Origin of the sequence: Agrobacterium sp. ES01, from assembly GCF_050320885.1 — a bacterium.
In the GTDB taxonomy this organism is placed as follows: Bacteria; Pseudomonadota; Alphaproteobacteria; order Rhizobiales; family Rhizobiaceae; genus Allorhizobium.
In genome coordinates, this window is record NZ_JBNQTH010000001.1 from 206,958 (window position 1) to 233,328 (window position 26,371).

Annotated in this window: 25 protein-coding genes; 17 read left to right on the plus strand and 8 right to left on the minus strand. The window is 58.3% G+C overall.

Going from position 1 to position 26,371, the window contains the following annotated elements:
- The first annotated feature begins 57 nt into the window (after positions 1-57).
- The 4 genes from uvrC (at position 58) to ACQQ2Q_RS01085 (ending at position 3,500) form a co-directional block, all read left to right on the plus strand.
- Positions 58-2,088, plus strand: a complete 2,031-nt coding sequence (gene uvrC, locus ACQQ2Q_RS01070) for an excinuclease ABC subunit UvrC (RefSeq protein WP_428185169.1) — start codon at positions 58-60, stop codon at positions 2,086-2,088.
- Between the two features lie 110 nt (positions 2,089-2,198).
- Positions 2,199-2,783 (plus strand): CDP-diacylglycerol--glycerol-3-phosphate 3-phosphatidyltransferase, encoded by a 585-nt coding sequence (gene pgsA, locus ACQQ2Q_RS01075; protein WP_428185170.1) that lies wholly within the window; start codon positions 2,199-2,201, stop codon positions 2,781-2,783.
- A gap of 1 nt (position 2,784) precedes the next feature.
- The gene (gene moaD, locus ACQQ2Q_RS01080) at positions 2,785-3,039 is read left to right on the plus strand and encodes a molybdopterin converting factor subunit 1 (protein ID WP_428185171.1); all 255 of its coding nucleotides are present in this window, start codon (positions 2,785-2,787) and stop codon (positions 3,037-3,039) included.
- A 2-nt stretch (positions 3,040-3,041) separates the two neighbouring features.
- The gene (locus tag ACQQ2Q_RS01085) at positions 3,042-3,500 is read left to right on the plus strand and encodes a molybdenum cofactor biosynthesis protein MoaE (RefSeq protein WP_428185172.1); all 459 of its coding nucleotides are present in this window, start codon (positions 3,042-3,044) and stop codon (positions 3,498-3,500) included.
- A gap of 3 nt (positions 3,501-3,503) precedes the next feature.
- Here the strand turns inward: ACQQ2Q_RS01085 and ACQQ2Q_RS01090 are convergent, their stop codons facing one another.
- Complete coding sequence (locus ACQQ2Q_RS01090) at positions 3,504-4,400, minus strand: branched-chain amino acid ABC transporter permease (RefSeq protein WP_428185173.1); 897 nt, start codon at positions 4,398-4,400, stop codon at positions 3,504-3,506.
- Positions 4,401-4,459: 59 nt separating this feature from the next.
- Here ACQQ2Q_RS01090 and ACQQ2Q_RS01095 point away from each other — a divergent pair, with 59 nt between their 5' ends.
- A complete protein-coding gene (locus tag ACQQ2Q_RS01095) occupies positions 4,460-5,011 on the plus strand; it encodes a CGNR zinc finger domain-containing protein (protein WP_428185174.1) in 552 nt (183 codons plus the stop codon).
- Positions 5,008-5,514: a hypothetical protein gene (locus ACQQ2Q_RS01100; protein WP_428185175.1), complete on the plus strand. Its 507-nt coding sequence runs from the start codon at positions 5,008-5,010 to the stop codon at positions 5,512-5,514. Before ACQQ2Q_RS01095 ends, ACQQ2Q_RS01100 begins: the two co-directional genes overlap by 4 nt.
- A gap of 151 nt (positions 5,515-5,665) precedes the next feature.
- Here ACQQ2Q_RS01100 and ndk read toward each other — a convergent pair whose 3' ends face one another.
- A complete protein-coding gene (gene ndk / locus ACQQ2Q_RS01105) occupies positions 5,666-6,088 on the minus strand; it encodes a nucleoside-diphosphate kinase (protein ID WP_428185176.1) in 423 nt (140 codons plus the stop codon).
- A 149-nt stretch (positions 6,089-6,237) separates the two neighbouring features.
- Positions 6,238-6,921, minus strand: coding sequence for a glutathione S-transferase family protein (locus ACQQ2Q_RS01110; RefSeq protein WP_428186454.1), 684 nt, complete (start codon positions 6,919-6,921; stop codon positions 6,238-6,240).
- A gap of 142 nt (positions 6,922-7,063) precedes the next feature.
- Between ACQQ2Q_RS01110 and ACQQ2Q_RS01115 the strand changes: the two genes are divergently transcribed.
- The 4 genes from ACQQ2Q_RS01115 to ACQQ2Q_RS01130 all read left to right on the plus strand — a co-directional run bounded on the left by ACQQ2Q_RS01115 (position 7,064) and on the right by ACQQ2Q_RS01130 (position 11,786).
- Positions 7,064-7,573 (plus strand): DinB family protein, encoded by a 510-nt coding sequence (locus tag ACQQ2Q_RS01115; RefSeq protein WP_428185177.1) that lies wholly within the window; start codon positions 7,064-7,066, stop codon positions 7,571-7,573.
- Between the two features lie 178 nt (positions 7,574-7,751).
- Positions 7,752-8,825, plus strand: coding sequence for a GGDEF domain-containing protein (locus ACQQ2Q_RS01120; RefSeq protein ID WP_428185178.1), 1,074 nt, complete (start codon positions 7,752-7,754; stop codon positions 8,823-8,825).
- A gap of 117 nt (positions 8,826-8,942) precedes the next feature.
- On the plus strand, positions 8,943-10,832 hold the full coding sequence (locus ACQQ2Q_RS01125; RefSeq protein WP_428185179.1) for an ABC-F family ATP-binding cassette domain-containing protein: 1,890 nt from the start codon (positions 8,943-8,945) through the stop codon (positions 10,830-10,832).
- A 108-nt stretch (positions 10,833-10,940) separates the two neighbouring features.
- Positions 10,941-11,786, plus strand: coding sequence for a polysaccharide deacetylase family protein (locus ACQQ2Q_RS01130; RefSeq protein ID WP_428185180.1), 846 nt, complete (start codon positions 10,941-10,943; stop codon positions 11,784-11,786).
- Positions 11,787-11,823: 37 nt separating this feature from the next.
- Here ACQQ2Q_RS01130 and ACQQ2Q_RS01135 read toward each other — a convergent pair whose 3' ends face one another.
- Both ACQQ2Q_RS01135 and ACQQ2Q_RS01140 read right to left on the minus strand, forming a co-directional pair.
- Positions 11,824-12,273 carry a DNA polymerase III subunit chi gene (locus ACQQ2Q_RS01135; protein ID WP_428185181.1) on the minus strand — a complete coding sequence of 150 codons (450 nt, stop codon included), beginning with the start codon at positions 12,271-12,273 and terminating at the stop codon, positions 11,824-11,826.
- 20 nt (positions 12,274-12,293) lie between these two features.
- Positions 12,294-13,793, minus strand: a complete 1,500-nt coding sequence (locus ACQQ2Q_RS01140) for a leucyl aminopeptidase (RefSeq protein ID WP_428185182.1) — start codon at positions 13,791-13,793, stop codon at positions 12,294-12,296.
- A 207-nt stretch (positions 13,794-14,000) separates the two neighbouring features.
- Here ACQQ2Q_RS01140 and ACQQ2Q_RS01145 point away from each other — a divergent pair, with 207 nt between their 5' ends.
- The 7 genes from ACQQ2Q_RS01145 to rsmA all read left to right on the plus strand — a co-directional run bounded on the left by ACQQ2Q_RS01145 (position 14,001) and on the right by rsmA (position 22,495).
- Entirely contained in the window at positions 14,001-14,831 is an 831-nt protein-coding gene (locus tag ACQQ2Q_RS01145; protein WP_428185183.1) for a phosphatase PAP2 family protein, read from the plus strand.
- A gap of 67 nt (positions 14,832-14,898) precedes the next feature.
- Positions 14,899-16,080: an LPS export ABC transporter permease LptF gene (lptF, locus tag ACQQ2Q_RS01150; protein ID WP_428185184.1), complete on the plus strand. Its 1,182-nt coding sequence runs from the start codon at positions 14,899-14,901 to the stop codon at positions 16,078-16,080.
- Positions 16,077-17,165 (plus strand): LPS export ABC transporter permease LptG, encoded by a 1,089-nt coding sequence (gene lptG, locus ACQQ2Q_RS01155; protein WP_428186455.1) that lies wholly within the window; start codon positions 16,077-16,079, stop codon positions 17,163-17,165. The genes lptF and lptG overlap by 4 nt, the downstream gene beginning before the upstream one ends.
- Positions 17,165-19,525 (plus strand): LPS-assembly protein LptD, encoded by a 2,361-nt coding sequence (locus ACQQ2Q_RS01160; RefSeq protein ID WP_428185185.1) that lies wholly within the window; start codon positions 17,165-17,167, stop codon positions 19,523-19,525. Before lptG ends, ACQQ2Q_RS01160 begins: the two co-directional genes overlap by 1 nt.
- 159 nt (positions 19,526-19,684) lie before the next feature.
- A complete protein-coding gene (locus ACQQ2Q_RS01165; protein WP_428185186.1) occupies positions 19,685-20,629 on the plus strand; it encodes a SurA N-terminal domain-containing protein in 945 nt (314 codons plus the stop codon).
- A gap of 13 nt (positions 20,630-20,642) precedes the next feature.
- A complete protein-coding gene (gene pdxA / locus ACQQ2Q_RS01170; RefSeq protein ID WP_428185187.1) occupies positions 20,643-21,668 on the plus strand; it encodes a 4-hydroxythreonine-4-phosphate dehydrogenase PdxA in 1,026 nt (341 codons plus the stop codon).
- A complete protein-coding gene (gene rsmA / locus ACQQ2Q_RS01175; protein ID WP_428185188.1) occupies positions 21,668-22,495 on the plus strand; it encodes a 16S rRNA (adenine(1518)-N(6)/adenine(1519)-N(6))-dimethyltransferase RsmA in 828 nt (275 codons plus the stop codon). The genes pdxA and rsmA overlap by 1 nt, the downstream gene beginning before the upstream one ends.
- A 15-nt stretch (positions 22,496-22,510) precedes the next feature.
- Here the strand turns inward: rsmA and ACQQ2Q_RS01180 are convergent, their stop codons facing one another.
- From ACQQ2Q_RS01180 to ACQQ2Q_RS01190, 3 genes are all read right to left on the minus strand, one after another.
- Positions 22,511-24,631, minus strand: a complete 2,121-nt coding sequence (locus tag ACQQ2Q_RS01180) for a methyl-accepting chemotaxis protein (protein ID WP_428185189.1) — start codon at positions 24,629-24,631, stop codon at positions 22,511-22,513.
- 193 nt (positions 24,632-24,824) lie between these two features.
- On the minus strand, positions 24,825-25,466 hold the full coding sequence (gene gmk / locus ACQQ2Q_RS01185; RefSeq protein ID WP_428185190.1) for a guanylate kinase: 642 nt from the start codon (positions 25,464-25,466) through the stop codon (positions 24,825-24,827).
- A gap of 7 nt (positions 25,467-25,473) precedes the next feature.
- The gene (locus tag ACQQ2Q_RS01190) at positions 25,474-26,364 is read right to left on the minus strand and encodes a YicC/YloC family endoribonuclease (RefSeq protein ID WP_428185191.1); all 891 of its coding nucleotides are present in this window, start codon (positions 26,362-26,364) and stop codon (positions 25,474-25,476) included.
- Between the last annotated feature and the right edge of the window lie 7 nt (positions 26,365-26,371).

Below are 26,371 nucleotides of genomic sequence, written 5' to 3' on the forward strand. Positions count from 1 at the left end.
ACAGGCGCATGAACAATCTCGCATTTGGCTGATACCAAATGCGAAGGAGATTAAAGCATGACGGGCGGCAAGCTCAGCGATGGCGGTGTGCTCTATGATGGCACAGAAGATGATGACGATGGCGTGGTCGCCGATATTGTCGAGGCCGCAACGACCCTGTCTATCGACTGGAACGAGAGCGGCGATGTTCCCTCCGAGCTGAAGGGTGCAGAACTGATTGGCGAGTTCGTCAAGAAGCTGCCGAACGCCCCTGGTGTCTACCGCATGCTGAATGCCGCGCGGGAGGTTCTCTATGTCGGCAAGGCGCGGTCTCTAAAGAAACGCGTCAGCAATTACGCGCAAGGACGGCTGCATTCCAACCGGCTGGCGCGCATGGTACGCGAAACGACCCATATGGAATTCGTCACGACCCGCACCGAGGTCGAGGCGCTGCTGCTCGAAGCGAACCTGATCAAACGGCTGCGTCCGCGTTACAATGTGCTTTTGCGCGACGACAAGAGCTTTCCCTACATTATGATCACCGGCGACGGGAAGGCCCCCGCGATCTACAAGCACCGGGGTGCGCGGGCGCGCAAGGGCGATTATTTCGGCCCCTTCGCCTCGGCAACGGCTGTCGGGCGCACCATCAATTCGCTGCAACGGGCCTTTTTGCTGCGCACCTGCACCGACAGCGTCTTCGAAAGCCGCACCCGCCCGTGCCTGCTCTATCAAATCAAGCGTTGTTCGGGGCCTTGCACCGGCGAGGTCAGCGACGCGGACTATGCGGAGCTGGTCAAGGAGACCAAGGACTTCCTTTCCGGCAAAAGCCAGAAGGTGAAAGAAACCATGGCGCGGACCATGAACGAGGCGGCCGAAGATCTCGACTTCGAGCGGGCCGCCGTGTTCCGCGACCGGTTGGCCGCACTCTCCCATGTGCAGAGCCACCAGGGCATCAATCCGGCCGGTGTCGAGGAAGCCGATATTTTCGCCATCCATCAGGAGGGCGGGCTATGCTGCATTCAGGTGTTCTTCTTCCGCACCGGGCAGAACTGGGGCAACCGCGCCTATTTCCCCAAGGCCGACCCGCAGCTTTCCGGCGCCGAGGTGCTGTCTGCCTTCCTCGCGCAATTTTATGACGACAAGCCGGTGCCCAGGCAGATCCTGCTGTCGGAGACGATAGAGGAGCAGGAGCTTCTGGCGCTGGCTCTATCGGAAAAGGCTGCCCACAAGGTGCTGGTTCTGGTTCCGCAGCGTGGAGAAAAGAAGGACCTTGTCGATCACGTGGTTGCCAATGCGCGCGAGGCCCATGGGCGCAAGCTTGCCGAGACCTCGTCTCAGGCGCGACTGCTGCAGGGCATGAAAGAGACCTTCTCACTCGATTACACACCGCGACGCATCGAGATCTATGACAACTCCCACATCATGGGCACCAATGCGGTCGGCGGCATGGTGGTCGCCGGGCCAGAGGGCTTTGTGAAAAACCAGTACCGCAAGTTCAACATCAAATCGGAAGACATCACCCCCGGCGATGACTTCGGCATGATGCGCGAGGTGATGACCCGGCGTTTCTCACGGTTGATCAAGGAAGAAGGCAAGCCGGACCGGAGCACAACGACGACAGAGGATGCCGCCGATGCTACCTTTCCGGCATGGCCGGATGTGATCCTGATCGACGGCGGCCAGGGACAGATGTCGGCTGTGCGCAAGATCCTCGACGATCTCGACATTACCGATTGCGTAACAGCCATCGGCATTGCCAAAGGCGTGGACCGCGAGGCCGGACGGGAACGCTTCTTCGTCAAGGGAAAGCCAGACTTCTCGCTGCCACCGCGCGATCCCGTGCTCTATTTCATCCAGCGCATGCGTGACGAGGCTCACCGTTTCGCCATCGGTTCGCACCGCGCGCGGCGCAAGAAGGAGATGGTGAAAAACCCGCTGGACGAGATCGCCGGCATCGGGCCGACCCGCAAGCGGGCGATCCTGCAGCACTTCGGCACAGCCAAGGCAGCTTCGCGGGCAGCGATCAGCGATCTGATGGCGGTGGACGGGATTTCCGAGGCCGTCGCAAAGCTCGTCTACAATCATTTTCACGAAAACGGTGCAGATTGACGCGGGCTGGCCTTTTGCTGGGCGCCTGCGACATTAAATATAACGAGGCGTGTTGACGGCTTGCGTCGGAAACCGTCATCTACGGTCGAAATATCGGATAGCAGGACATCATGGCTTCGCGCGCATATAATATTCCCAATTTATTGACATACGGTCGCATTCTGGCGGTTCCGTTGATCGTCGTCTGCTTCTTCATTGAGGGCAAACTGCAAAGTACCGATTTCGCGCGCTGGACGGCCTTCTGGATCTTCGTCGTCGCCTCCCTCACCGATTTTCTCGATGGTTATCTCGCCCGCATCTGGAACCAGACATCGAATATCGGCCGCATGCTGGACCCGATCGCCGACAAATTGCTGGTCGCCTCCGTCCTGCTGCTGATGGCCGCCGATGGCACGATTGCCGGCTGGTCGATCTGGGCGGCCATTACCATCCTTTGCCGCGAAATTCTGGTATCGGGCCTGCGCGAATATCTGGCCGCGCTGAAGGTGTCGGTGCCGGTGACGCGTATCGCCAAATGGAAGACCACCGTGCAGTTGGTGGCCATCGCATTTCTTCTGGCCGGCCCCGCAGGCGACAAGGTGCTGCCCTATACGACCGAGATGGGCATCGCGCTGCTGTGGCTGGCGGCCATCCTGACCTTCTATACCGGCTACGACTATTTCCGGGCCGGCGCCAAGCACATCATGGAAGAGTGACATGGTGAAACTCGTCTATTTTGCCTGGGTACGCGAACGGATCGGCAAGCCCGAAGAGGAACTCGACCTGCCGACGAGCGTCGTCACTGCCGGCGATCTGATCGAGCATCTGCGCGGACTTGGCGAGGAATACGAAAACGCATTGCAGTTTCCACAGGCCATCCGGGTTGCGATCAATCAGGAGCATGTCGAGCATGACGAACCGATCGCCGGCGCAGGCGAGATCGGGCTCTTTCCACCGATGACGGGCGGGTAACCATGGTCCAGCCGACCATTCGCGTGCAGCGTGAAGACTTCGATCTGAATGCGGAGACAAAGCGTCTGGCCCAAGGCCGCCGCGATATCGGCGCTATCGTTTCATTCTCAGGTCTGTGCCGCGACGAAGGTGGGCAGCTATCAGCGCTGGAACTCGAACACTATCCCGGCATGGCCGAAGCGGAAATGACTCGGATTGCCGACGAGGCGATTTCGCGCTTTGATCTTCTGGGGCTCACGGCCATCCACCGGTTCGGCAAGATCGCTCCGGGCGAGAATATCGTGCTGGTCGTGGCTGCTGCCCCGCACCGGCAGGCTGCTTTCGATGGTGCCAATTTCATGATGGATTACCTGAAGACCTCGGCACCGTTCTGGAAGAAGGAACACGCTATCGACGGTCGAAGCCGCGACTGGGTGGCCGCCAAGGACGCCGACGACGCTGCCCGCGACAAGTGGTTGTGATCGTCACGGCGCCAACCGCTCCCGTCGCGACAAAACAAGCAGGACCACCAGAGCCGAGACGATGACGAAGTCCCGCCAAAGAATGGGCGCGTAGCCGCTCCAGAAGGTTTCGGCCACACCAACACCCGCAGCCCCCACAGCCGCGCGAAGCGGGTGAGCATGGCCACCGGCCGCGGCAATCAAAACGACCTTGAGACCGAAAACAAGGCCAGCGCCGAAGTCCATCGTTCCGTAATAGGAGGTGGCGAGCAGACCGCAGGTGGCGGCTATGGCCGATGCTGCCACATAGGCGAGAACGAAGACCTTGCCGGAAGCCGCACCGCAAAGTTCTGCGGCCAGCGGATCGTCAGCCACTGCCCGCCAGATACGCCCCGCCCGGGTCTGGCGCAAAACCGCCTGGCCACCCAGCACAATCACCGTCATCAGTGCCGCATTGCCGATCTGGATCACAGTCAGCGTGACACTGAAATTGCCATCGCGCCAGAACGTGATGGAGGTATTGAGAAAGGGCGGCAGCCACAGGTTTCCGCTTTCGAGCGCCAGCCTGCCGGTTTCCGACAAGACGATCAGCACCGCCAGACTGGCGACGATGACAGTGTTGGGCGATAGCCGGTACAGCGGCCGCATGACCGAGCGGGCAATCAGTGCTCCCGCCCCCACGGCATAGACAAGGGACAGAGCAGCCCCGAAGGCCAGGGCCGCTGGAAAGATCAGACGAAAGTCGTTCCAGCCGACACCGGTGAAGAGCAAATAGATTTGGCCGGCAAATGCGAACAACGCGCCATAGGTGATATCCGCACGTCTGGTCATACCGAAGGCCAGAGCATAGCCGAAGGCGAGCGCGGCATAGAGTGCTGCGACGGGAACGGCGTTGGCGAGTTGCTGCAGGAAATAGCTCATGACGGCCTCCACCCAAATTTATAACTGGTAAAATGATTTTTACCAGTTAGTATTTCACCATGGATTTTGCCTGGACCCCTCATCGCTTCTCCGGCGGCGCGCTCGCACTGGATGTCGCCAACAGCGTCATTTTGCGGTTCGACCCCGAACGCTCGATCGACCGTTTTGCCATCACCGCGCAGATGGATGATTTCGTGCCGGCGGCGATCACCCATTGCGCAGAGCGCCAGCAGGTCAACGGCCTGACGGCAGCGACAACCGCCAATATTCAGGATTTCCTCGCCTTGCGCGAAGCCATCGACGACTATTTTCGGGCACGCACGCTCGGGAACGATGATCGACATTTACTTGCATGGATGCTCGCCCTTGCTGCCCGCAACCTGTCGGCGGCTGCCAGTGATACAGCGCTGGAAGCCCGCACCGCACGCTCGGCGCTTGCCCTCACCTGCGAGCCCGATCCACAGCGCATGAAGATCTGCGGCAACTGCGGCTGGCTGTTCATCGACCGCAGCAAGAACCGCAGCCGCACCTGGTGCGACATGGCCGTATGCGGCAATCGCGCCAAGGCCAACCGTCACTATCAACGACAGAAGCAGGGGATAGCGCCATGAAAGCGCCGATCACGACAATGACCATGCTGGCGGCTTTGCTTGCCGCAGGTGGCTGCCAGCGCGAGGATGAGGGACCGCTTGCCATTGAAGGCAAGCTCTTTGCCTTCAACTACCGCGTCTCGACCGCAACCTATGTGCTGACGCTTGCGCGCAAGTCGACACTGCCGGAGCACAGCTTTATCGAAACCAGCTACGAAGACCCGCGCGGCGGGCCACCGATCATGACGAAGACGAAGATCTTTCCATCCTGGACGAAGGTGGCGCTGGAAAGCCCGCCCATCCACTGTGTCGTCAAGAACAGACCCTATCACGTGACGATGACCGTGACCGATGGCAAGGGCGACGTGATCCAGACCATCGAGACGACCCTCACCTCAGACCTCGACCAGAGCATATTGCCAGCAAAACCGCTCATTGTCGGGGCGATCTATACGGCCAATCCCGAGGTCTACAAGCCCGGCCAAAAGCCGGATTTTTCCCCGGAAGCATGCCCGTCGACATGAGAGAATGCGGATCTCAAATCCAGCACATCCTGCCACGGACGATGTGAACCAAGGCACGGAGAAGTATCCGATGCTCGCAAAAAAACGGCGCCATCCGGCGCCGTTTTCTCATATCTGTCAATTAGTTCAGACTTGCGCCTGACAGTCTGATTCAGCCGACGATTTCGGTGTCGGAGAACCAGTACTTGATTTCTTCAGCAGCCGTTTCAGGCGCGTCCGAACCGTGAACCGAGTTCTCGCCGATGGACAGAGCGTGGGTCTTGCGGATGGTGCCTTCGTCCGCGTTGGCAGGGTTGGTTGCACCCATGACTTCGCGGTTCTTGAGGATTGCGCCTTCGCCTTCCAGAACCTGAACGACGGTCGGGCCGGATGTCATGCCTTCAACCAGTTCGCCGAAGAAAGGGCGTTCCTTGTGAACGGCATAGAAGCCCTCAGCTTCGCGGGTGCTCATCCAGACGCGCTTGGATGCAACGACGCGCAGGCCAGCATCTTCGAGCATCTTGGTGATGGCGCCCGTCAGGTTACGCTTGGTTGCGTCCGGCTTGATCATCGAAAAAGTGCGTTCAATCGCCATGTGTGATGTCCTCTTGTGGAATAGGGAAAGTGGGCGGTTTCTAGCGGCGAAGGGACTGAAAAACAAGAGGGATGCACGAATTTCACGCCGGCGTCACAATTGCTCGCCGGCGCGGCTCGATCTTGACCAGAGGGGGCCTGTTGCAGCCGTCAGGCGACCTTGCGGGGCTGACCGGCAAAGAGATCGAGGCAGCGCTGATACCAGGCAAATACGGGATCTTCTTCCGGCAGGTAAACAGAGCCGCTGGCGATATCGAGCCATTTCAAGGCGCCAAAGACGATATAATCGGCAAACAAGGGGGTTTCACCCCCGATGAAGGGTTGGTGCGCCAGCAGGTAGCGCACCGGCTTCAGCTTGTCGGCAAACTCGGCGATCTCGGTGTCGCGGCCTGCGGCCACCTCCTCGATCTGCTTGCCAAGGCGCTTGCTGCGACTTTCGCGGAAATAGGACTGATCCTCCGGCCCCAGCATGTTGCAGATATCGACGATGGCAATCCTGGTGACGGCCGGGTGAACTGTGGTGTTGGAGAAGGCTTCGACGAAACGTGCCATGGCCAGGCCACCCTCTCCGCCAAAGAGCGACGGACGGTCGGGATAGGTCTCTTCCAGATAACGGGCGATGGCAAAGCTGTCGGAAATCAGCGTCTCTCCATCCCGCAGAAGCGGAACCGTTTTGGATGCACCGTTTTCAACGCCCGGTATCGCTGTGAAGGCCTTGGGACTTTCGACGAATGGCAGCCCCTTGTGGTGCAGTGCCATCACCACCTTCCAGCAATGGGGTGAAAACGGTCGCGTTTCATCCGCGCCGCACAAGGAGTAAAGAGTGATGGTCATCATAAACCTCGCTGAAAATCCAGGCCCCGATTGTTAGCCTCCCGGGACGCTGTCGATCAAATCAAGTTATTTCATCGATGCATCACGCCCATTGCAACATATCTGCGCTAGGGTAAAAGACCGGATTGAAAGAGGTAGGATCATGATCGCGCATTATCATATGTTTGCCGCTTACAACGCCTGGGCAAATACACTCCTATATGACGCAGCAGCCACTCTAACGCCGCAGGCGTTGAACGAAGACCGAGGCGCCTATTTCGGTTCGCTGTTTGCGACGCTCAGCCATATCTTGGTCGCCGATCGCATCTGGATGCACCGTTTCGCCGGGGAAGGCCCGTCGCATAAGAGCCTCAACGAACAACCCTACTCCACCCTGCCACAGCTGACAGAGGCGCGAAAAGCGGAAGATGCGCGGATCATCAACTGGGTCAGCTCTTTGTCATCCGAGATGCTCGATCAGCCATTCACCTATACGCCGATCACCAATCCCAGCCAGATCACGCACAAGCTTGGACCGGCGCTCTCCCACTTCTTCAATCACCAGACCCACCACCGCGGACAGGCGCACATGACTCTGACCGCGCTTGGCAAGCCGTCGCTATCTCTGGACCTCATCTATTTCCTGCGGTCGGCGGGACAGCAGTGGCTCTGACACGTCTGCTTTAAAACATCCCGTTTACCATGGTCCGCTGAACCTTCGGCGCGAAGCACGGAGTCAGTGCAACATTCATCCTTTTTCAAGAGGTTCCAGCAACTATCACTGCCATTGCTAAAGACCGCGCGCCAGCGACAAGCATCCAGGCGCCCATAATTTATTGATGGGATATGTTATGTTTGAGGATACTGCAGACGCGCAGCGTGCCACCAACACCTCTGGCCTCGATCAGCTTCAAACAGTGGCCAGACACATGGCCCGTCTGAAGGTCTCCGGCATCCCGCGCAATTATGAGCTCTTCTATCAGGGGCTCTACGGCCACGACCCTGCCCTTTTGCGCGACGTGAAAGCCATCGGCACCAATCCGTCTCAGCACCTGCTCGATCAGATCGGCCTCAAGCACCGTCTGGTCTCTCATTGCGGCATTGCCGACGAGGTGGCGCACCGGGAAGCGGCGAGCGTGCTCAGACAGTTGACCCAGGATCTGGCGAGCGGCCTTGAACATGGAAGTCGCTTCATGCAGGCGCTTGAGGTCATCTCGACCGAACTTGAAGACGGATATGCCGGCAACACCGCAGATCTGAAGAGCGAGATAGACTATCTGAGATCGGCTGCTCAGGCACAGATGGGAGCCGAAGATCGTCTGCGCGAGAAGCTTGCCGATGGTATCGAACGCATCGCCAAGGCTGAACGCAAGGCGGGCCAGGCCAAAACCGCCGCATTGCGCGACCGGGTGACATCCCTGCCGAACCGGATCGCCTTCAACAACCGCCTCGAAGCACTTTACGCCGGTGACAGCGATCCGAAGTCGACGGCACTGATCATCGTCGGGATCGACCGCTTTCAGGCCATGGCCCAGTCGTTTGGCGATGCGGCCGTGAACCGGTTGATGAAGAGTCTTTCGGCCATTGTACGCAGGTCCATCAAGAAAAATGACTTCGTCGCCCGCACCGGTGCCGATGAGTTCTCGTTTCTGTTCGACGATGTCTCCGCCGAGGATGCCGAGGCGATTGCAGAACGGCTGTTTACCTCCATCAGCGACAATCTGGTCTTTGCCACAGACGATCCGTCGGACAACAGCAATCTGACGCTGATGATCGGATACTCGCTGACGGGCGCATCGATGAGTGCGGCACAGCTTCTGGCGCAGGCCCAGGAGGCCCTCAAAGCCACGAAGGGCAATCGTCGCAATCCGATCGCCGGACATCCGGCAGCTGCCACAACAGCGAAGTTTCGTCGTTCAGCTTGAGTTTGCGCTTCTTTTTGTTGCGCAACGGCATCTCCAGACAGCTCGTGGCGCATTCATGCTGCCTTGCGGTATGATCCTATATTGCCTTTGCACTGCAGTTCGGCCACAAGCCGGGGCATGATTACAATCAACGATATTTCGGCTCGCATCGCCGGCCGCCTCCTCATCGATCATGCCAGCGTTTCGCTTCCCAGCGGCACCAAGGCCGGGCTGGTCGGACGCAATGGCGCGGGCAAGTCCACTTTATTCAAGATCATCACCGGTGACCTGACGCCGGAGACCGGTTCGATCTCGATCCCCAAGAATGCACGCATGGGCCAGGTGGCCCAGGAAGCGCCGGGAACCGAAGACTCGCTCTTGTCCATCGTTCTGGCCGCCGACAAGGAACGGGCAGCGCTGTTGGCAGAATCCGAGACGGCGACCAACCCGGAACGGATATCCGAAATCCAGATGCGGCTGGTGGATATCGACGCGCATTCCGCGGAAGCACGTGCTGCCACGATTCTGGCCGGTCTCGGTTTCGATGCCGACGCGCAGCTTCGTCCTGCCTCATCCTTTTCCGGTGGCTGGCGCATGCGCGTGGCGCTGGCAGCGGTGCTCTTTTCCGAACCCGACCTGCTGCTGCTCGACGAGCCGACCAACTATCTCGACCTTGAAGGCACGATGTGGCTGGAAGACTATGTGCGACGCTATCCCCATACGGTCATCATCATCAGCCATGACCGGGATCTGTTGAACACCGCCGTGAATTCGATCGTCCATCTGGATCAGAAAAAACTGACCTTCTATCGCGGCGGCTATGACCAGTTCGAACGTCAGAAGGCGGAAGCCGACGAATTGCAGACGAAAGCAAAGGCCAAGAACGAGGCCGCGCGCAAGCACCTGCAGAGCTTCGTCGACCGCTTCAAGGCCAAGGCATCCAAGGCCAAGCAGGCCCAAAGCCGCGTGAAGGCGCTGGAGCGCATGGGCACGGTGGCCTCGGTGATCGAGGATCACGTGCAGCCGATCACCTTCCCGGAGCCGGAGAAGCAACCCGCCTCGCCCATCGTTGCCATCAATGGCGGCACGGTCGGCTACGAGCCGGGAAAACCTATCTTGAAGAATATCGATCTTCGCATCGACAATGACGACCGCATTGCGCTTTTGGGTGCGAACGGTAACGGCAAGTCGACGTTCGCCAAGTTCATCTCGGGCCGGTTGAAGGCTGAAAGCGGCGATATCAAGCTGGCACCGAATCTGAAGATCGGCTTTTTCGCCCAGCATCAGCTCGACGACCTCATTCCCAACGACACGCCGGTCGACCACGTTCGTCGTCTCATGCCAGGGGCGCCCGAAGCCAAGGTGCGGGCACGCGTTGCCCAGATGGGGCTGGCGACCGAGAAGATGGCGACAGCTGCCAAGGATCTCTCCGGTGGCGAAAAGGCTCGCCTGCTGATGGGCCTTGCCGCCTTCCATTCGCCGAACCTTCTGATCCTCGACGAGCCCACCAACCACCTCGACATCGATAGCCGCCGCGCATTGATTGCAGCGCTCAACGACTATGAAGGTGCGGTGATCCTGATCAGCCATGACCGCCATCTGATCGAGGCGACCGTGGATCGCCTGTGGCTCGTCAATAATGGCACGGTGACAAGCTTCGAAGGCGATATGGAAGAATATCGCGGGCTCATCGTCTCTTCCGGTAAAAAAAAAGAAGAAAAGCCGCGAACTGAGTTAGTTGCCGATCAGGCCAGCAAAGCCGACCAGCGCAAGCAGGCCGCCGAACGGCGCGCCCAGCTTGCACCGATGAAGAAAAAGATCAACGAAATCGAAGCGTTGACGAAGAAACTGGAGAAGCAGATTCAGGCACTTGATGCGGAACTTGCGGATCCGGTGCTCTACGAGAAGTTTCCGGCCAAGGCCGCAGAGAAAGCCAAACTACGCGGCGAAACGGCGTCAAAGCTGGCAGACGCCGAAGAGCAGTGGCTGGAGCTTTCGACCGAATACGATGAGGCGATGGCAGAGTAACGCAACACAGGCGAGTCTTATGGTTAATCGCCAAGAGGCCATTTCAACCAAAGATTAACCATGTTTCGCTAGACCGGTGCTCAACGTCATATCGCTTTGAGTGTGGTCATGTTTGCGTTTCGCCTTGTTGCCTGCGTTGTTGTCGCCTTGACCGTCACCGGTTGTGCGAACCTCAAGAAAAACGAAACCTCAGCACAGACGGCCTTCGTGCCCGCTATCCCGCAGCCTCGCCCTGTCGATGCGAGCGATCCCCTTCCGATGGAACCGCGTGCATGGTTTCACGCCAGTCTGGGCACACCACGCGGTCCTTTGACGGGGCGCACGCTGGACGTCTCCTCGGTCGGCGACATCAAACTGGCACCCAAGGAAGTCATCCTCACCTTTGACGATGGCCCGGTTCCCGGCAAGACGGAGCGCATTCTCGACACGCTAGATCTTTTCCGCGTCAAGGCGACCTTCCTGATGGTGGGAGAGATGGCGAAGAACCATCCGGACATCGCCCGAAAGGTGGTCGCACGCGGCCATTCTGTGGGGAGCCATACCTGGCGTCATGCCAATCTGAGCGGCATGAATTTCGATCGCGCCATGACCGAGATCATGCGGGGCGAGACGGCTGTCAGGGTCAGCACCGGTGCGGATATCGGCTTCTTCCGTTTTCCTTACCTCGCCGACACCGGCCCGCTTCGCGCCGCACTCGCCCGTCGCGGCACCGTGGTGCTGGATGTCGGCATCGACTCCAAGGACTATTTCAAGTCCACGCCATCCGAGATTGTCGAACGCACCATGACAACACTCGCGGCTCGTCAAAGCGGCATCATACTGCTGCACGACATTCATGCCCGCACCGAACTGATGCTCCCGCAATTGCTTTCGCGCTTGCAGGCCGGTGGCTACAAAGTCGTCGCACTGCGCCACAAGCGTTCAGGCCTCGATCTGCTGGCATCGGCACAGTGAGGCTGTCGACACGAATGGCCACATCTCGACGTCGGGATCAGGCCTTCTTCTGCCACCGCCCTTCAGGGGATTGCTGCCAGTAGGTCAGGGCATGCCCCTCACCCTTCAGACGTTTCCATTCACCCCGCGCCGACTCCAGCTGATGCTGATCATGTCCATCGAAGAGGAAGACGACGCGGTCGTAGTTCAGGTCTTCGGGAGGCGAGGCACCGTCGATCAGGAACCGGACCGTCGCGGCATTGATATTGTCTGCCGAGACCGTCAAGAGGATCGGCTGTTCGGCCGACTGTGGCCCCTCCTCCGTGCCATGCGGCAGGAAGCTGTCATCGCGAAATGTCCACAGATGCCCATCGAGCGCATCGCGCCTTTCGGCGTTCGGCGTCTGCACGGCCACGCGCCAGCCGCGCTCCAGGCTTTTTTCCAGGAGCGGCGGCAAAGCGTCCTCGAGCTTCGATTCCGTCAGGTGGTAGAAGAGAATCTCCGCCAAGGCAGTTGGACCTTTCAGGTTCAGGATTCGTAATTCGCACGCACCAGCTGGTCGAGCAGGCGAACCCCGTAACCGGATGCCCAGCTCTGGCTGATCTCGTCTGCAGGCGACCCCATGGCCGTTCCGGCGACATCGAGATGCGCCCACGGCGTTTCCTTGACGAAGCGCTGGAGGAATTGGGCCGCTGTGATGGAGCCGGCATGTCGGCCACCACTGTTCTTCATATCGGCAAAGCGCGAATCGATCATCTTGTCGTACTCCTTGCCGAGCGGCAGACGCCAGAGACGCTCATGCGTCTGCAGACCTGCGGCCAGCAACTGCTCCGATAATGCATCGTCGTTGGAGAACAGACCCGCATGGTGAGAGCCGAGCGCGACGAGAACGGCACCGGTCAAGGTCGCCAGATTGATCATGAATTTCGGCTCGAAACGTTCGTTGCAATACCAAAGTGCATCACCCAGGACGAGGCGGCCTTCAGCATCGGTATTGACGATCTCGATGGTCTGGCCCGACATCGAGGTGACGATGTCGCCGGGACGCTGGGCATTGCCGTCCGGCATGTTTTCGACAAGACCGATAATGCCAACGACATTGGCCTTGGCCTTGCGAGACGCCAGCGCATGCATGAGGCCTGTCACGGCGGCAGCGCCACCCATGTCACCCTTCATGTCTTCCATGCCACCGGCAGGCTTGATCGAGATGCCACCGGAATCGAAGACAACGCCCTTGCCGACGAACGCAATCGGCTTGTCCTTCGCCTTGCCACCCTTCCACTGCATGACGACGAGACGTGGCGGACGCGACGACCCTTGAGCCACGCCGAGAAGAGCGCCCATGCCGAGCTTCTTCATTTCCTTTTCGCCCAGAATTTCAATCTCGACGCCGAGCTTTTCCATGGCCTTTGCGCGGGCCGCAAATTCCTCAGGGCCAAGCACGTTCGGCGGCAGATTGACAAGATCGCGCGCGAGCAAGACACCGCCGGCGACACCTTCTGCATCGACAAAGGCCTTTTTGGCGTCGGAGGCAGCGGCCGTCACGAGCGTGACTTTCAGGGTTTTCACCTTGGAATCATCTTCGTCCTCGTCCTTCTTCTTGGAGGTCTTGAACGAATCAAACTTGTAAGCACGAAGCAGCATGCCAAGAGCAAAGTCGGCTGCCTGCTTGCCCGACACGTCAACCCCGGCAGCATCCAGATAGACCACAGCGGACTCAACGCCGGACAATGTCGACACGGCGGTGCCGCCAGCACGTAGCCAGTCATGGTCGCTCATCTTGGCAGCATCGCCCAAGCCTAGAACAACCATGCGATCAACGGACGAACCATGTGGCGCCACCACATCGAGCTTTGCCAGGGACTTTCCGGTGAACTTGCGCACCTTCGCTGCACGCTCATAAACGCCTGACGGATCGACGTCTGCGATGCCAGCAGCCGCGCCGTCGCCAGAGGCTTTCAGGAGGATGGCCGTTACGCCATCGAGACGCGCCGATTTGGAGAAGGAGATTTCAAGCTTCACTGACATTAATTGCTCCGCGTGTGTTTGTTTTTTTCATTTGGGCCAGATGTTCAACCTTTCAACCTCGAAGGCAAGTGTCAGAGAAATCTTCCTGCGGAAAAGTAGGTCGTACTTCATAAATATCTAATTTTAAAACCGTCATAGCCTTGTCATGGTGCGCATGCACGAGATAGCGTCAGACTTGAATATTCGCAGTTTCAACCGCCTGCTGCAATGGACCTGACTGATTTGCCAAAGCAACATAAAGAAACACCGGGCTTCTTGCCGGCGATTCCGAGACATGAAACGTTCGGATTCTTCATGCTCATGCTGTCGATCTGGTTTCTGATCCTGGCCTTTTTTCATTTTTTTCCACAGATAGACATAGCTGCGACCCGTATATTCTTCCAGGAGACTGAATGTCCGAAGCCTGCTCCGGCGGGTGAGAATTGCGGATTTTTCCCGATCAGCACTGACCCGTTCTTCATCGTTTTACGCAAGATTCTCTTTTACGTCCCTGCGGCCGCGGCGCTGGTGTTGCTCGGGATGCTCATCTTCACGGTGATCAAAAACGGGGACGAATCCTATCGTGGGCGGCCTGCGCAACAATATTCACTGTCGCTTCTGACACTCGCGCTTGGCCCTTATGTCTTGGTCAACCTGATCTTCAAAATGTTCTCGGGACGTCCGCGCCCCAATGATACCGACCTTTTCGGCGGGACCCATATATTCATGCCTGCGGGCGAATTCGGCGGAGAATGTCCCAAGAACTGCTCCTTTGTCTCGGGAGAAGCCGCCGGTGCCGGCTGGGTCATCTGCCTGCTTCCACTCATTCCGAAAAAGCTCCAGCCGTTCCTCATTCCTCCCGTAATCGCCATCTGCATCGTCACACCGGCCCTTCGGGTCTTCTTCGGCGGCCACTATCTCTCCGATGTCATTCTGGGCTGGTTGTCCTCAATTGTCCTTTATGCCGCGGTTTTCAGTGTGGCCAACATCCTCGAGCAACGAAAATTCGTCAGCGAAAACATTAAAAATGTTTTAGTACCTGTCGCCAAAAGCGACTGAGCCGCGTAGAGAAAGCAAAATTTTTCTTCGTGCTGGCTGCTGTCGCCAAGCATTGTCAGGTTGGCGTATGAAGCTGCTGGAACTGTACATCGCAAAACGTGTCGGTCAGATGTTCCTGACCGCTCTGCTGCCTGTGCTGACCATCATCTGGGTGACCCAGGTGCTGGGCCGCATCAATCTTGTCACCGATAGCGGCCAGTCCGTCGGCTCATTCTTCAAGCTGGCCAGCCTGATCCTGCCGACCATTCTGCCGGCCGTTCTGCCATTTGCAATGGTCATTGGTGTCACGCAGACGCTGACATCGATGAACAACGATTCGGAGCTCCCGGTCATTGATGCCGCCGGCGCCTCACGCAGCATCGTCACGCGGCCCATTCTGGTCATTGCGGCCTTGCTGTGCGCGTTTTCCTTCCTGATGTCGAATTTTGTCGAACCGAAGCTGCGCGTATCCGCACGCGAAATGATCGCGGCAGCCTATGCCGATCTGCTGTCATCGGTCATCGAGGAAAAGACATTCCGGCGTCTTGAAGACGGGCTCTATGTGCAGATTTCAGAACGCCTGTCCGGCCGAGTGCTCAAGGGACTGTTCGTTGCCGATTCGCGCGATCCGAATTTCGACCTCATCTATTATGCGCGCGAAGGTGCTGTTGACGAAAGCGGGACCGCGCTGGTGATGCGCGACGGGGAAGTTCAACGCAAGGCACGCGACGGCAATGTCTCCATTGTGCGTTTCGATTCCTATTCCTTTGACCTGACGGACCTGTCGCAGACCCGTGGCGAGGCACGGCTGCATGCCGGTGACCGGACACTCGCCTTTCTGCTTGACCCGGACCCGAATGATTCTGACTTCCAGCGGCGCCCCGAGGAATATCGCAGCGAGCTGCACCGGCGTCTTTCAACCTGGGCGCTGACCTTCGTCTTCGCCCTGATCTCGCTGGTGGTCTCCGCTGACGCCCGCTCTCATCGCGAAGCACGTCTGCATCCGATGGTCGCGGCACTTGGACTGTCCATTCTGATATACCTGCTACAGAATTACACACTGTCGCTCGTCGAGCGAAATGCGCTCTTTGCGCCGCTCGTCTATGCGGTTCCAGGTGTTGCAGCCCTGATCGCTGCTATGATGCTGGCCAGAGCACGCAAGCCCCACCGGCAGCGATTGTCCCAGGCGATCGGTTATCGCAGCAGTCAATTGCTCGACACGATTCGCAACCGATTCGACGACACCGGCAAAAGCGGAGGGCAAAGCTGATGGTATCGACGCTTAGCCGCTACTTTCTGCGCCGTTACCTGGCGCTCACCCTGTGGTTCTTCATCGGCGTGACGGCGATCTCGTTCCTGATCGATTTCAGCGAAACCAGCGGACGCTTCGGCGACATCGACGGTTTCACCGCCACGGTCGCGCTTTACATGACAGCGCTGCGGCTGCCGCTCATCATCCAGCAGACCGTACCCTTCATCTCTCTTTTCGTCGGCATGACGGTGTTGATCGCGCTGAACCGGAAATCGGAGCTCGTCGTTGCGCGCTCAGCCGGTATTTCGGTGTGGCAATTCATGATGCCCTTTGCGTTCGGCGCATTGATGGTCGGGCTCGTTACCACTCTGGCCGTCAACCCGCTGGCCGCCTGGGCGCAAGGCCAGGCACTGAACCTTGAAACGACGCTGCGCAATGCAGGTGGCAAGGCGAGCACGTCCACGGCCATCCCGTGGTTGCGGCAAATCAGCGGCAATGACGACGTGATTATCGGTGCGCGAACCGTGTCCGACAACGGGACCGAACTCGTCGATGCGGTGCTTATCCACTTCGACAGCGGCGGCCGAATCGTTTTGAGACAGGATGCACGCACAGCTAAGTTGAAAGATGGTTACTGGCAGCTTAACGATGTTACACAGACTCGGCCGGGCGAGATTCCCACAAGGCTCGCCACAGCCAAAGTCAGTACCAATTTGAAACAGGAATTCGTTCAAGAGCGCCTTGCGCAGCCGGAGACCGTTGGATTTTATGATCTTTCTAGGAAAATTGCAGTCGCCAGATCTTATGGGGTATCGACCAAGGCGCTCGAGACCCAGTTTCACTCCTTATTGTCACTCCCATTCCTTCTGGTCGCAATGACACTGATTGCCGCAACCGTTTCGTTGAAATTTAGCCGGTTCAACCAATCCCGCTCGGTGATTCTCGGTGGAATCCTGTCAGGCTTCGTGCTTTATGTTGTGACTGTGCTTGTGAAAGCATTCGGAAGCAGCGGTGTTGTTCCTCCGTTCGTTGCGGCCTGGATTCCAGTGGTCGTTGCGATGTCACTCGGAGCGACCGTATTGCTGCACCAGGAGGACGGTTAGTGGCGGCAGTGTACCGCAAGACGATTTGGCGGCTCTGCACGGCCCTACTGACGAGCACGGCACTGTCCGTGGGCGCGTTCGGTGTGCAGCAGGCGCACGCTCAGCAAGCAACCGACATGGGGCAACTGACCCCATCGTCCGTTCCTGACGATGCCAAATTGGTCCTTGCTTCAAACGAGTTGGTTTACGATCGCGACGCCCAGCGAATCATCGCTCAGGGTGCGGTGCAGATCAATTACGGCGGCTATAAAATGGTGGCGCGCAAGGTCGAGTACGACCAGCGCTCCGGTCGACTGATTGCGACCGGCAACATCGAGATGGTGGAACCCGGCGGCAACCGTCTTTACGCCGACACGCTTGACGTCACTGACGATTTTGCCAATGGCTTCATCAATGCGCTTCGCATTGAGACAACCGACAATACACGCATGGCTGCCGAACGCGGCGAGCGTGTGGGTGGCACGGAGGTCATTCTCTACAAGGGTGTCTACACCGCCTGCCTGCCGTGTGCCGAGCATCCGGAGCGTCCGCCGCTTTGGCAAGTGAAGGCAGAGCGCGTCGTTCAGAACGGAGTGACCCATACGGTTCGTCTCGAAAAGGCACGCTTCGAGCTGTTTGGGCATTCGATTGCGACACTGCCGGCGATTGAAGTTCCGGACAATACGGTCAAGCGGAAGTCCGGCTTCCTGTTTCCCACGATGCGGACAGCCGAGAATATCGGCTTCGGAGTTACGGTTCCCTATTACTACGTGTTCGACAACCACCGCGATGCAACGATCAGCGCAACCGGCTTTACCGGCCAGGGTGTCTTGCTTGACACGGAATTCCGCCAGCGTTTCGACAATGGCGAAGCTTCTGTTCGAATTGCCGGCATCAATCAGATGAATTCGGACGACTTCGACGCTGGAACGAGCGACGCAGAAAACGATCTTCGCGGAATGATATCGTCCAAGGGCAATTTCGATATCAATCCCCGCTGGGCGTTCGGCTGGGATGTCATGCTGCAGAGCGACAACAACTTTGCCCGCACTTACGATCTCGACGGCCTGGACGACACCACCCATACCAACGAGATTTACCTGACGGGACTTGGCGACAGGAACTCGTTCGAGGCCCGTGGATATTATTTCGACGTGCAGGACGCCGACCCGGACGATACGGCTGAAAAGCAGCAACCGACGGTCCTGCCGGTCGTCGATTACAGCTATTATGCACCGGAAGCGGTTGCGGGTGGTCAGCTCTCCGCCAATCTGAACTTTACGTCGCTGTCGCGCTTCAAGGCCGATGCCCTGACTGTGGATACCGACAATGACGGCATCGACGACCTGACGCGCTATCGGGGCCTGAAGGGAAACATGACGCGCCTGAGTGGCGAAGTTGAGTGGAAGCGCACACTGACTGCACCCGGCGGGCTGCTGCTGACGCCCCTGCTTGCGGTTCGCGGGGACGTCTATGGCCTGGCGATGAGCGATCCGTCGGCTTACACCGGCGACTACTATGGCGGGACAAGCGCGACACGGGGCATGGCGACAGCCGGCCTTGAGGCACGCTATCCGCTTCTTGTGACAACGGCCAACAGCAGCCATGTCATTGAGCCCATCGCGCAGATCTATGCGCGCAATGACGAACAATATGCGGGACGACTGCCCAACGAAGACGCCCAGAGCTTTGTATTCGATGCGACGAACCTGTTCGACCGCGACAAATTCTCCGGTTACGATCGCGTTGAAGGCGGCACGCGCGCCAATCTTGGCATTCGCTATACCGGGTCTCTGGATAACGGCATCGGATTCCGCAGCATTGTTGGACAGTCATTCCAGCTTGCCGGGCAAAACTCGTTTGCGACAGACGACCTGGTGAAGGTTGGTGCCGACAGCGGTCTTGAATCGCGTCGCTCGGACTATGTCGGCATGGCTGCGGTCGACCTGCCGAACGGTTTGTCGCTCGCTACCAATGCGCGTCTTGATGAGAAGGATCTGGACTTCCGTCGTGCGGACACCACGCTTTCCTTCACCAATGAAACGCTGCAGGCGAACCTGACTTATACACGGATCGCTGCGCAGCCCGATTACGGTCTCGATAGCGATAACGACGAGTTGCAAACGTCAGGCGCAGTGAACGTCGATGAATACTGGTCGTTATTCGGCTCGATGACCTGGGATATCAACAATTCGGCAATCAGTCGCCACGGTGTTGGCTTCTCCTACGCCGATGAGTGCACGGTATTCTCGCTGGTCTACTCGGCCAAGCGCGACGTCAATGACGAGTCGGCCAGTGACTGGGCCATTGGTGCGCGTCTCTCCTTCCGCACGCTCGGCGACGTGAAGGTCGGCGACACAACACTCGACGGTTTCAACTGATTTCAGTTCACGCGTTGTGACGGCCTGAAAGATCAATATTCCTTGCGGCGCGGGTCATTGTTTTGCCGCAAGGATTGTGCAATTCCTGCGGAAACTTATAGTAAGCTAAGAGATTGAAGACGCCTGCGTGGCGTCTTCCAGCCTCGCGGAGTGAGACATATGACCAACACAGGGAGAAGAGGAAGGCTTGCTGCATTCGCTTGCGCGGCGGTTCTGGCATGCACCTCCCTTTCACCGGCGATTGCGCCTGCAGCATATGCAGCGACCGAAATCCGGGCCGTCGTCAATCGGACAGCTATCACCAGTGGAGACGTCGCCAAGCGGGCCGCTTTCCTTCGGTTGCAGCGCCGCCCCGGCGCTGGGCCAAAGATGGCGCTCCAGGAACTCGTCGACGAGCAGTTGAAGCGGCAGGAGATCGCCCGGGTCGGCGCTTCGGTGAGCACAGCCGAGGTGGATGCTGCCTTCGCCCGTTTCGCAGCCTCCAACAAGCTGTCGGCAAAGCAGATGACCACGATTCTCGCTCAGGCGGGCGTGACCGCTGAGCATTTCAAGTCCTATATTGCCGTGCAGATGAGCTGGCCGCGTCTGCTCAAGGCACGTTACGGTTCCGGCGGTGGACTCTCGAAGGATGATTTCGTCACCAAGATGCTTGAAAACAAGCAAAAGCCCGTGACGACTGAATATTTCCTCAAACAGGTCATCTTCGTCATTCCGGCGTCGAAAAAGGGGCAGATCACCGGCAAACGTCAGGCGGAAGCAAATGCTTCACGTTCCAAATTTCCCGGTTGTGACGATGCGATGCAATTTGCGGCCAATTACCGCGATGTCTCGATCCGCAATCTGGGCCGTGTGATGGCACCGGAACTGCCACCGGAATGGAAACCTCTGATCGAAAAGGCCTCGAACGGCACAACAGGTACGCGCGTCACCGAAAAGGGCGTTGAGTATCTGGCGATCTGTAACCAGCGTCAGGTCTCGGACGACGTTGCCGCCGAGGTCGTGTTCCGTGCAGAAGATCTCGGCAAGGGCGGTGGCGAAGAAGATCCAAACGCTGCCAAGTACCTCGAAGAACTGCGCAGCAAAGCGCAGATCGTCTACAAATAACCGAAAGCCGCGCATGATCGATCGTTCCAGCCTTGTCCTTGCGCTGACCCAGGGCGATCCCGCCGGTGTTGGGCCAGATATTGCGCTCAACGCCTGGCACCGTCGCCGGCAGGATGCCATCCCGCCCTTCATCTATGTGGGCGATCCTGCAGTTCTGGCGATCCGCGCGCGACAGCTGGAAATAGACGTTCCGCTGATCGAGACCGATGCTGACGGCGCAATGCAAAAATTCGACGCCGGACTTCCGGTTCTGCCGCTCAGCACGGGCGTCGATGTCGTCGCAGGCGAACCGCATGTGGCCACTGCAAAAGTAACCATTGCAGCTATCGAGACGGCGGTCGAACTCTGCTTTGCGGGCAAGGTCCGCGGCATGGTGACAAACCCGATCGCCAAGTCGGTTCTCTATGAGTCCGGGTTCCAGTTCCCGGGCCACACGGAGTTTCTGGCCGATCTTGCGTCACGCCACAGCGGTCAAACCTTTCACTCGGTGATGATGCTGGCGGGGCCCAAGCTGCGCGCTGTGCCGGTGACCGTGCATATTCCGATCAAGGATGTGCCGGCGGCGATGACAATTGATGCGATCGTCAATACCTGCCGTATCACGGCAACAGATCTGAAGAACCGTTTCGGTATCGCCTCGCCACGTCTGGCCGTCGCAGGGCTCAATCCCCATGCCGGTGAAGGCGGAGCGATCGGCCGTGAAGATGCCGATATTGTTCATGTTGCCGTGATGAAGCTTCGTGACGAGGGAATCGATGCCTTCGGTCCCCTGCCGGCCGACACCATGTTCCACGACGACGCACGCCGTCGCTATGACGTTGCTGTCTGCATGTATCACGATCAGGCACTGATCCCGGTCAAGGCACTCGGCTTCGACGATTCTGTCAATGTGACACTTGGCCTTCCCTTCGTGCGGACCTCGCCCGATCATGGCACCGCCTTCGGCATTGCCGGAACCGGGCTTGCCCGAGAGCAAAGCCTTGTAGCGGCACTCAAGATGGCAGACGAGATCAGCCGGACAACGGATACAGAAAACTGATGGCAGCACTCGACGGACTGCCACCGCTTCGCGATGTCATTGCGAAGCATGGCCTTGATGCCAAAAAGGCACTCGGGCAGAACTTCCTGCTGGACCTCAATCTGACCCAGAAGATTGCGCGTACGGCCGGTTCGCTGGATGGCGTCACCGTCATCGAGGTCGGCCCCGGCCCCGGCGGCCTGACGCGCGCAATCCTCGCACTCGGTGCGAAGAAGGTGATTGCGATTGAGCGCGACAGCCGCTGCCTGCCTGCCCTCCAGGAGATTGCCGACCATTATCCGGGGCGTCTCGAGGTGATCGAAGGCGATGCTCTCAAAACTGATTTCGAGTTGTTGGCGCCAGACGGTCCGGTGAAGATTATCGCCAACCTGCCCTATAATGTTGGTACACAATTGCTGGTGAACTGGCTTTTGCCGCCGGAATGGCCGCCTTTCTGGCAATCCCTGACGCTGATGTTTCAAAGAGAAGTGGGGCAACGGATTGTTGCCCGCGAGGGCGACAATCACTTCGGGCGTCTCGGGGTGCTCGCTGGCTGGCGTACAGAGGCGCATATGGCCTTTGATGTACCGCCACAAGCCTTCTCGCCACCGCCCAAGGTTACGTCGACAGTGGTTCACCTGACGCCCATTGTGACGCCCCTGCCCTGCGAGGCAGCGCAGTTGGAAAAGGTGACACATGCTGCCTTTGGCCAACGACGCAAGATGCTGCGGCAGAGCGTCAAGTCGCTGGGTGGTGAGGCGCTTCTCAACAAAGCGCAGATCGACCCGGCACGCCGGGCCGAAACGCTATCGGTGGAAGAGTTCTGCCGGCTGGCAAACCTCATCTGAACGGCACAACCGCCATCAGGCTGCCCGTGAAACGGTTGCCGTACGCGTCGTCCTGAACATGCCGACCTGTCCATTCAGGCGATCTGTTTCTGATGCCAGACTGTGCGTGGCAGCACTTGTCTCCTCCACCATGGCGGCGTTCTGCTGGGTGACCTGATCCATCTGGTTGATTGCGGCTGTGATTTCGCGAAGCGACGTCGATTGCTCGCGCGACGAGCGCACAATGGCTGCAATTTCCTCATTGATCTGCAACACGTGCTGCTCGATGCCCTTGAGCGTCGTTCCGGTTTCACCGACCAGATTGACACCGGCCTGAACCTCCTCGGCCGATCTCTGGATCAGGGCTTTGATTTCGCGTGCGGCAGTGGCTGACCGTTGCGCCAATTCGCGCACTTCCTGCGCCACGACGGCGAAGCCCTTCCCGGCCTCCCCAGCACGGGCCGCTTCGACACCGGCATTGAGCGCCAGCAGATTGGTCTGGAATGCGATATCGTCGATCACGCCAATGATCTGGCTGATCTGACCGGATGACTCCTCAATACGTCCCATGGCCTTGACCGTGTCGCTGACCACAGTTTCCGAATGCCGCGCTTCCTTGCTGGCCTCGCCGACAATACTACTGACCGATTCGGCTCGTCGCTCAGAATCGACAACGGTGCCCGACACCTCGTTCAGAGAGGCCGAGGCCTGTTCCAGCGCTGCTGCCTGTCGCTCTGTACGCTGTGCAAGCTCATCGGCTGCCTGCTTCAGCTCCGTCGATCCATTGTTGATCGATTGTGCGCTCTGGGTGATCGTGGCCATAACCGAGCCCAACTTGTCCATGGAGCTGTTGAAATTCAGCCGCAGGCCATCGATGTTTTTCGCAAACGGTTTGTCGAGACGATGATCGAGATTACCCGCAACCAGCGCCGATAGACCACCTTCGAGTTGTTCTACAGCGAAGGCGATTTCGGCGGCACGCGCGGCACGCTCGCGCTCCTCCTCCTCGCGCCTGGCCCGTGCTGCAGTCTCCAGCTTCATCTCTTCTTCGCGCTGTTTCCTGGCTCGCTCTACGGCAAGATCGGCATATCGTCCGACGGCACGTCCCATCATCCCGATCTCGTCCTTGCGGTCGCTTTCAATGCCAAGCACATCCACTTTTCCGTCGGCCAAATCATCCATCGTCCGGGTCAACTGGCCAAGCGGCTTCAAAATGCTGTTGGCCAGTGTGCAGGCAAGAAGAAGCGCAAACACGAAACCAACCGCGGTCAGACCGCCAACGGTCAGCATATGTTGACGTTCAGCGGACGCAATTGCGCTTGCATCGGAGAGTATGCTGGCAAGCGACTCGTTTTCGATCTGCTTGAGCTGGTCGATCCGTTTGGTGGTGAGACCGAACCATGTCGCAGCATCCAGACCGCTCAGATCAGCACCCGAACCACCTGCAAACATCTGCTCGCGAACAGCGTCTATTGCTTCGGCTTCCTTTGTCGCCAGGCTCTGGTGGAATTCCTTCCTCACACTTTCAGGCAAAAGAGCAACATATTGATTCAGCAGCGCCTGTTCAGCACCGAACATGCTGACGAAAGTCATGTATCGGGCGGGATCGAACTGCCCGGAGGCAATGAAGCCATTGCCCATACCGCGTTCACGACCGGCCAGTTCCTTGGCATTCATCAGCAGACTGTAACCGACCAGTTTGCTGGCAATTCCGCCTGATACGCCATACATCGAATACTCCCGGGACAAATCCATCAGATCCGAGATGGTCCCGGTGTAAAATGCGAAGGCGTCTCCGCCGGCCATGGTCAAAGCATCAATCTCGCTGCGGATCTGCGGCATGCGGTTCATTTCATCGCGGATCTTAGCTGCATCGCGCGACAACACCGAAAAGTCCTCGCTCTCGATATGCTTCAGCACGGCGTCAATCGAGGCCAGGTTCTGGTCGTTCACTGCGCGCGCGGCTTTCAGGTCATCGCCACGCTTGGTGCCCTTGGAGCCGAGGAACCCTGCAGTCAAACCACGCTCGACTTGGAGATTGTGAATGAAATCACCCATGACAGCGAGATCCGCACCAACAGCCTCGATATGTCTGGCATGCTTGTAGGACGTGAAAGCGCTACTGATCTGCACATAGCAAAGGACAGTCAGCATCATCAAAGGAAATGCAAGTGCGGCGCATAACCGCCATCTCACCGGTATATCGATAAATCGCATAAGTGCTCCATCCGCCGCTAACTTGGGGTTGCAGTTTCAGGAGCAATATCGCGCTATGTGTATTTAATTTTAGTAAATTTACACATTCCAATAAGTTGTGACTTTAGTAAGCACACCAACCGACCAGTGAGCGTCAGGTCACCAGATGATCGACGAAGTCAAACAAACCGTGGCGACGGTCGCGGCGCAGCCGTTCCGCCTTGACGATCGACTGAACGGAATCGAAGGCGCTGTCCAAATCGTCGTTGACGATCACATAGTCATATTCGCGCCAATGGGCGATCTCTGCCCGTGAATTGGCAAGACGGGTCTGGATGACCTCTTCCGTGTCTTCGGCTCGACGGTGCAGACGCGACTGCAGTTCGGCCATTGTTGGTGGCAGGATGAAGACGGATACGACATCGGCTGACATCTTGTCCTGAAGCTGCTGGGCACCTTGCCAGTCGATATCGAACAACATGTCGCGACCATCGCCCATGGCCATTTCCACCGGCTCACGCGGCGTGCCATAGAAATTGCCGTGCACTTCCGCCCATTCCAGCAGCGAATCGGATTCACGCAGACGTTCGAATTCGCGCTTAGAGACGAAGTGGTAATGCACACCCTCGATCTCGCTCTGGCGACGTTCTCGCGTGGTCACGGAGACCGAGAGCCCGATGTTCCCGTCCTTTGCAAGAAGCGTGCGTGCGATCGTCGACTTGCCGGCGCCGGATGGCGAGGAAATCACGAGCATCAGGCCACGGCGGGCAATCTCGATAGATGCGGGTTTCGCCATAGGCGGGTTACTCCAGGTTTTGAACTTGCTCGCGAAACTGGTCGATCACGACCTTGAGTTCAATACCGGCGGCGGTCACCGCCACGGAATTGGACTTGGAGCATATTGTATTTGATTCGCGGTTGAACTCCTGGGCCAAAAAGTCGAGCTTTCTGCCAACGGGTACACCTGCTTGTAGAAGATCTCTGGCAGCAGCGACATGCGCCTTCAGCCGGTCGATCTCTTCACGCAGATCTGCCTTTGTGGCCAAAATGGCGGCTTCCGCATGCAGGCGATCGCGGTCGAGATTCGTGGCAGTTTCCATCAACGTGGAAATCTGTGTTTCGATCTTGCGCGCGATCTCCTCAACCGAGCGCGAGGGATCGTTTTCAACGACCAGCGCAAGCTCCTCGATCCTGTCGACCTGGGCGGATAAAAGCTTGCCAAGGGCCTCACCTTCGGAGCTGCGCATATCGCAAAGCGCAATGGCTGCTTTCTCCAGGCCATCGAGAATGGCCTTGTCGCGCGCAGCGATTGCCTCGTCGCTGTCTTTTTCTTCCTCGAAATCGACCAGTCCGCGAATCTGCAACAGCGTATCCATGCGCATCGGCGCCGGATCGACGATATCCGCTCCCAGTTCATCGCGCAGGGATAAAACGGCATCCAGCACGTCGCGGTTGACCCTGGCGCTCATGCGGCTTTCGCTGATCGAGACGTTCAGCCCCATCTGCACATTGCCACGCGCCAGACGGCTGGACACCAGCGTCTTGGCATCATTCTCCAACGCTTCCATTCCAGATGGCAGGCGAAGGCGCAGGTCCAGCCCCTTGCCGTTGACGGAGCGCAGCTCCCATGCCCAGCGGTAACGACCGCTGGTGCCTTCGCTTCGGGCAAAACCCGTCATCGATTGAAGCGCCATACTCTAT

Coding starts and splice junctions, on each gene's coding strand:
- ACQQ2Q_RS01100 (WP_428185175.1), top strand. CDS start 5,008: ATGAAAGCGCCGATCACGACAATGACCATGCTGGCGGCTTTGCTTGCC.
- uvrC (WP_428185169.1), top strand. CDS start 58: ATGACGGGCGGCAAGCTCAGCGATGGCGGTGTGCTCTATGATGGCACA.
- ACQQ2Q_RS01145 (WP_428185183.1), top strand. CDS start 14,001: ATGGACCTGACTGATTTGCCAAAGCAACATAAAGAAACACCGGGCTTC.
- ACQQ2Q_RS01090 (WP_428185173.1), bottom strand. CDS start 4,400: ATGAGCTATTTCCTGCAGCAACTCGCCAACGCCGTTCCCGTCGCAGCA.
- ACQQ2Q_RS01165 (WP_428185186.1), top strand. CDS start 19,685: ATGACCAACACAGGGAGAAGAGGAAGGCTTGCTGCATTCGCTTGCGCG.
- ndk (WP_428185176.1), bottom strand. CDS start 6,088: ATGGCGATTGAACGCACTTTTTCGATGATCAAGCCGGACGCAACCAAG.
- ACQQ2Q_RS01125 (WP_428185179.1), top strand. CDS start 8,943: ATGATTACAATCAACGATATTTCGGCTCGCATCGCCGGCCGCCTCCTC.
- rsmA (WP_428185188.1), top strand. CDS start 21,668: ATGGCAGCACTCGACGGACTGCCACCGCTTCGCGATGTCATTGCGAAG.
- ACQQ2Q_RS01110 (WP_428186454.1), bottom strand. CDS start 6,921: ATGACCATCACTCTTTACTCCTTGTGCGGCGCGGATGAAACGCGACCG.
- pdxA (WP_428185187.1), top strand. CDS start 20,643: ATGATCGATCGTTCCAGCCTTGTCCTTGCGCTGACCCAGGGCGATCCC.
- moaD (WP_428185171.1), top strand. CDS start 2,785: ATGGTGAAACTCGTCTATTTTGCCTGGGTACGCGAACGGATCGGCAAG.
- ACQQ2Q_RS01130 (WP_428185180.1), top strand. CDS start 10,941: ATGTTTGCGTTTCGCCTTGTTGCCTGCGTTGTTGTCGCCTTGACCGTC.
- ACQQ2Q_RS01140 (WP_428185182.1), bottom strand. CDS start 13,793: ATGTCAGTGAAGCTTGAAATCTCCTTCTCCAAATCGGCGCGTCTCGAT.
- ACQQ2Q_RS01190 (WP_428185191.1), bottom strand. CDS start 26,364: ATGGCGCTTCAATCGATGACGGGTTTTGCCCGAAGCGAAGGCACCAGC.
- ACQQ2Q_RS01120 (WP_428185178.1), top strand. CDS start 7,752: ATGTTTGAGGATACTGCAGACGCGCAGCGTGCCACCAACACCTCTGGC.
- gmk (WP_428185190.1), bottom strand. CDS start 25,466: ATGGCGAAACCCGCATCTATCGAGATTGCCCGCCGTGGCCTGATGCTC.
- ACQQ2Q_RS01085 (WP_428185172.1), top strand. CDS start 3,042: ATGGTCCAGCCGACCATTCGCGTGCAGCGTGAAGACTTCGATCTGAAT.
- ACQQ2Q_RS01180 (WP_428185189.1), bottom strand. CDS start 24,631: ATGATGCTGACTGTCCTTTGCTATGTGCAGATCAGTAGCGCTTTCACG.
- lptF (WP_428185184.1), top strand. CDS start 14,899: ATGAAGCTGCTGGAACTGTACATCGCAAAACGTGTCGGTCAGATGTTC.
- ACQQ2Q_RS01115 (WP_428185177.1), top strand. CDS start 7,064: ATGATCGCGCATTATCATATGTTTGCCGCTTACAACGCCTGGGCAAAT.
- pgsA (WP_428185170.1), top strand. CDS start 2,199: ATGGCTTCGCGCGCATATAATATTCCCAATTTATTGACATACGGTCGC.
- ACQQ2Q_RS01095 (WP_428185174.1), top strand. CDS start 4,460: ATGGATTTTGCCTGGACCCCTCATCGCTTCTCCGGCGGCGCGCTCGCA.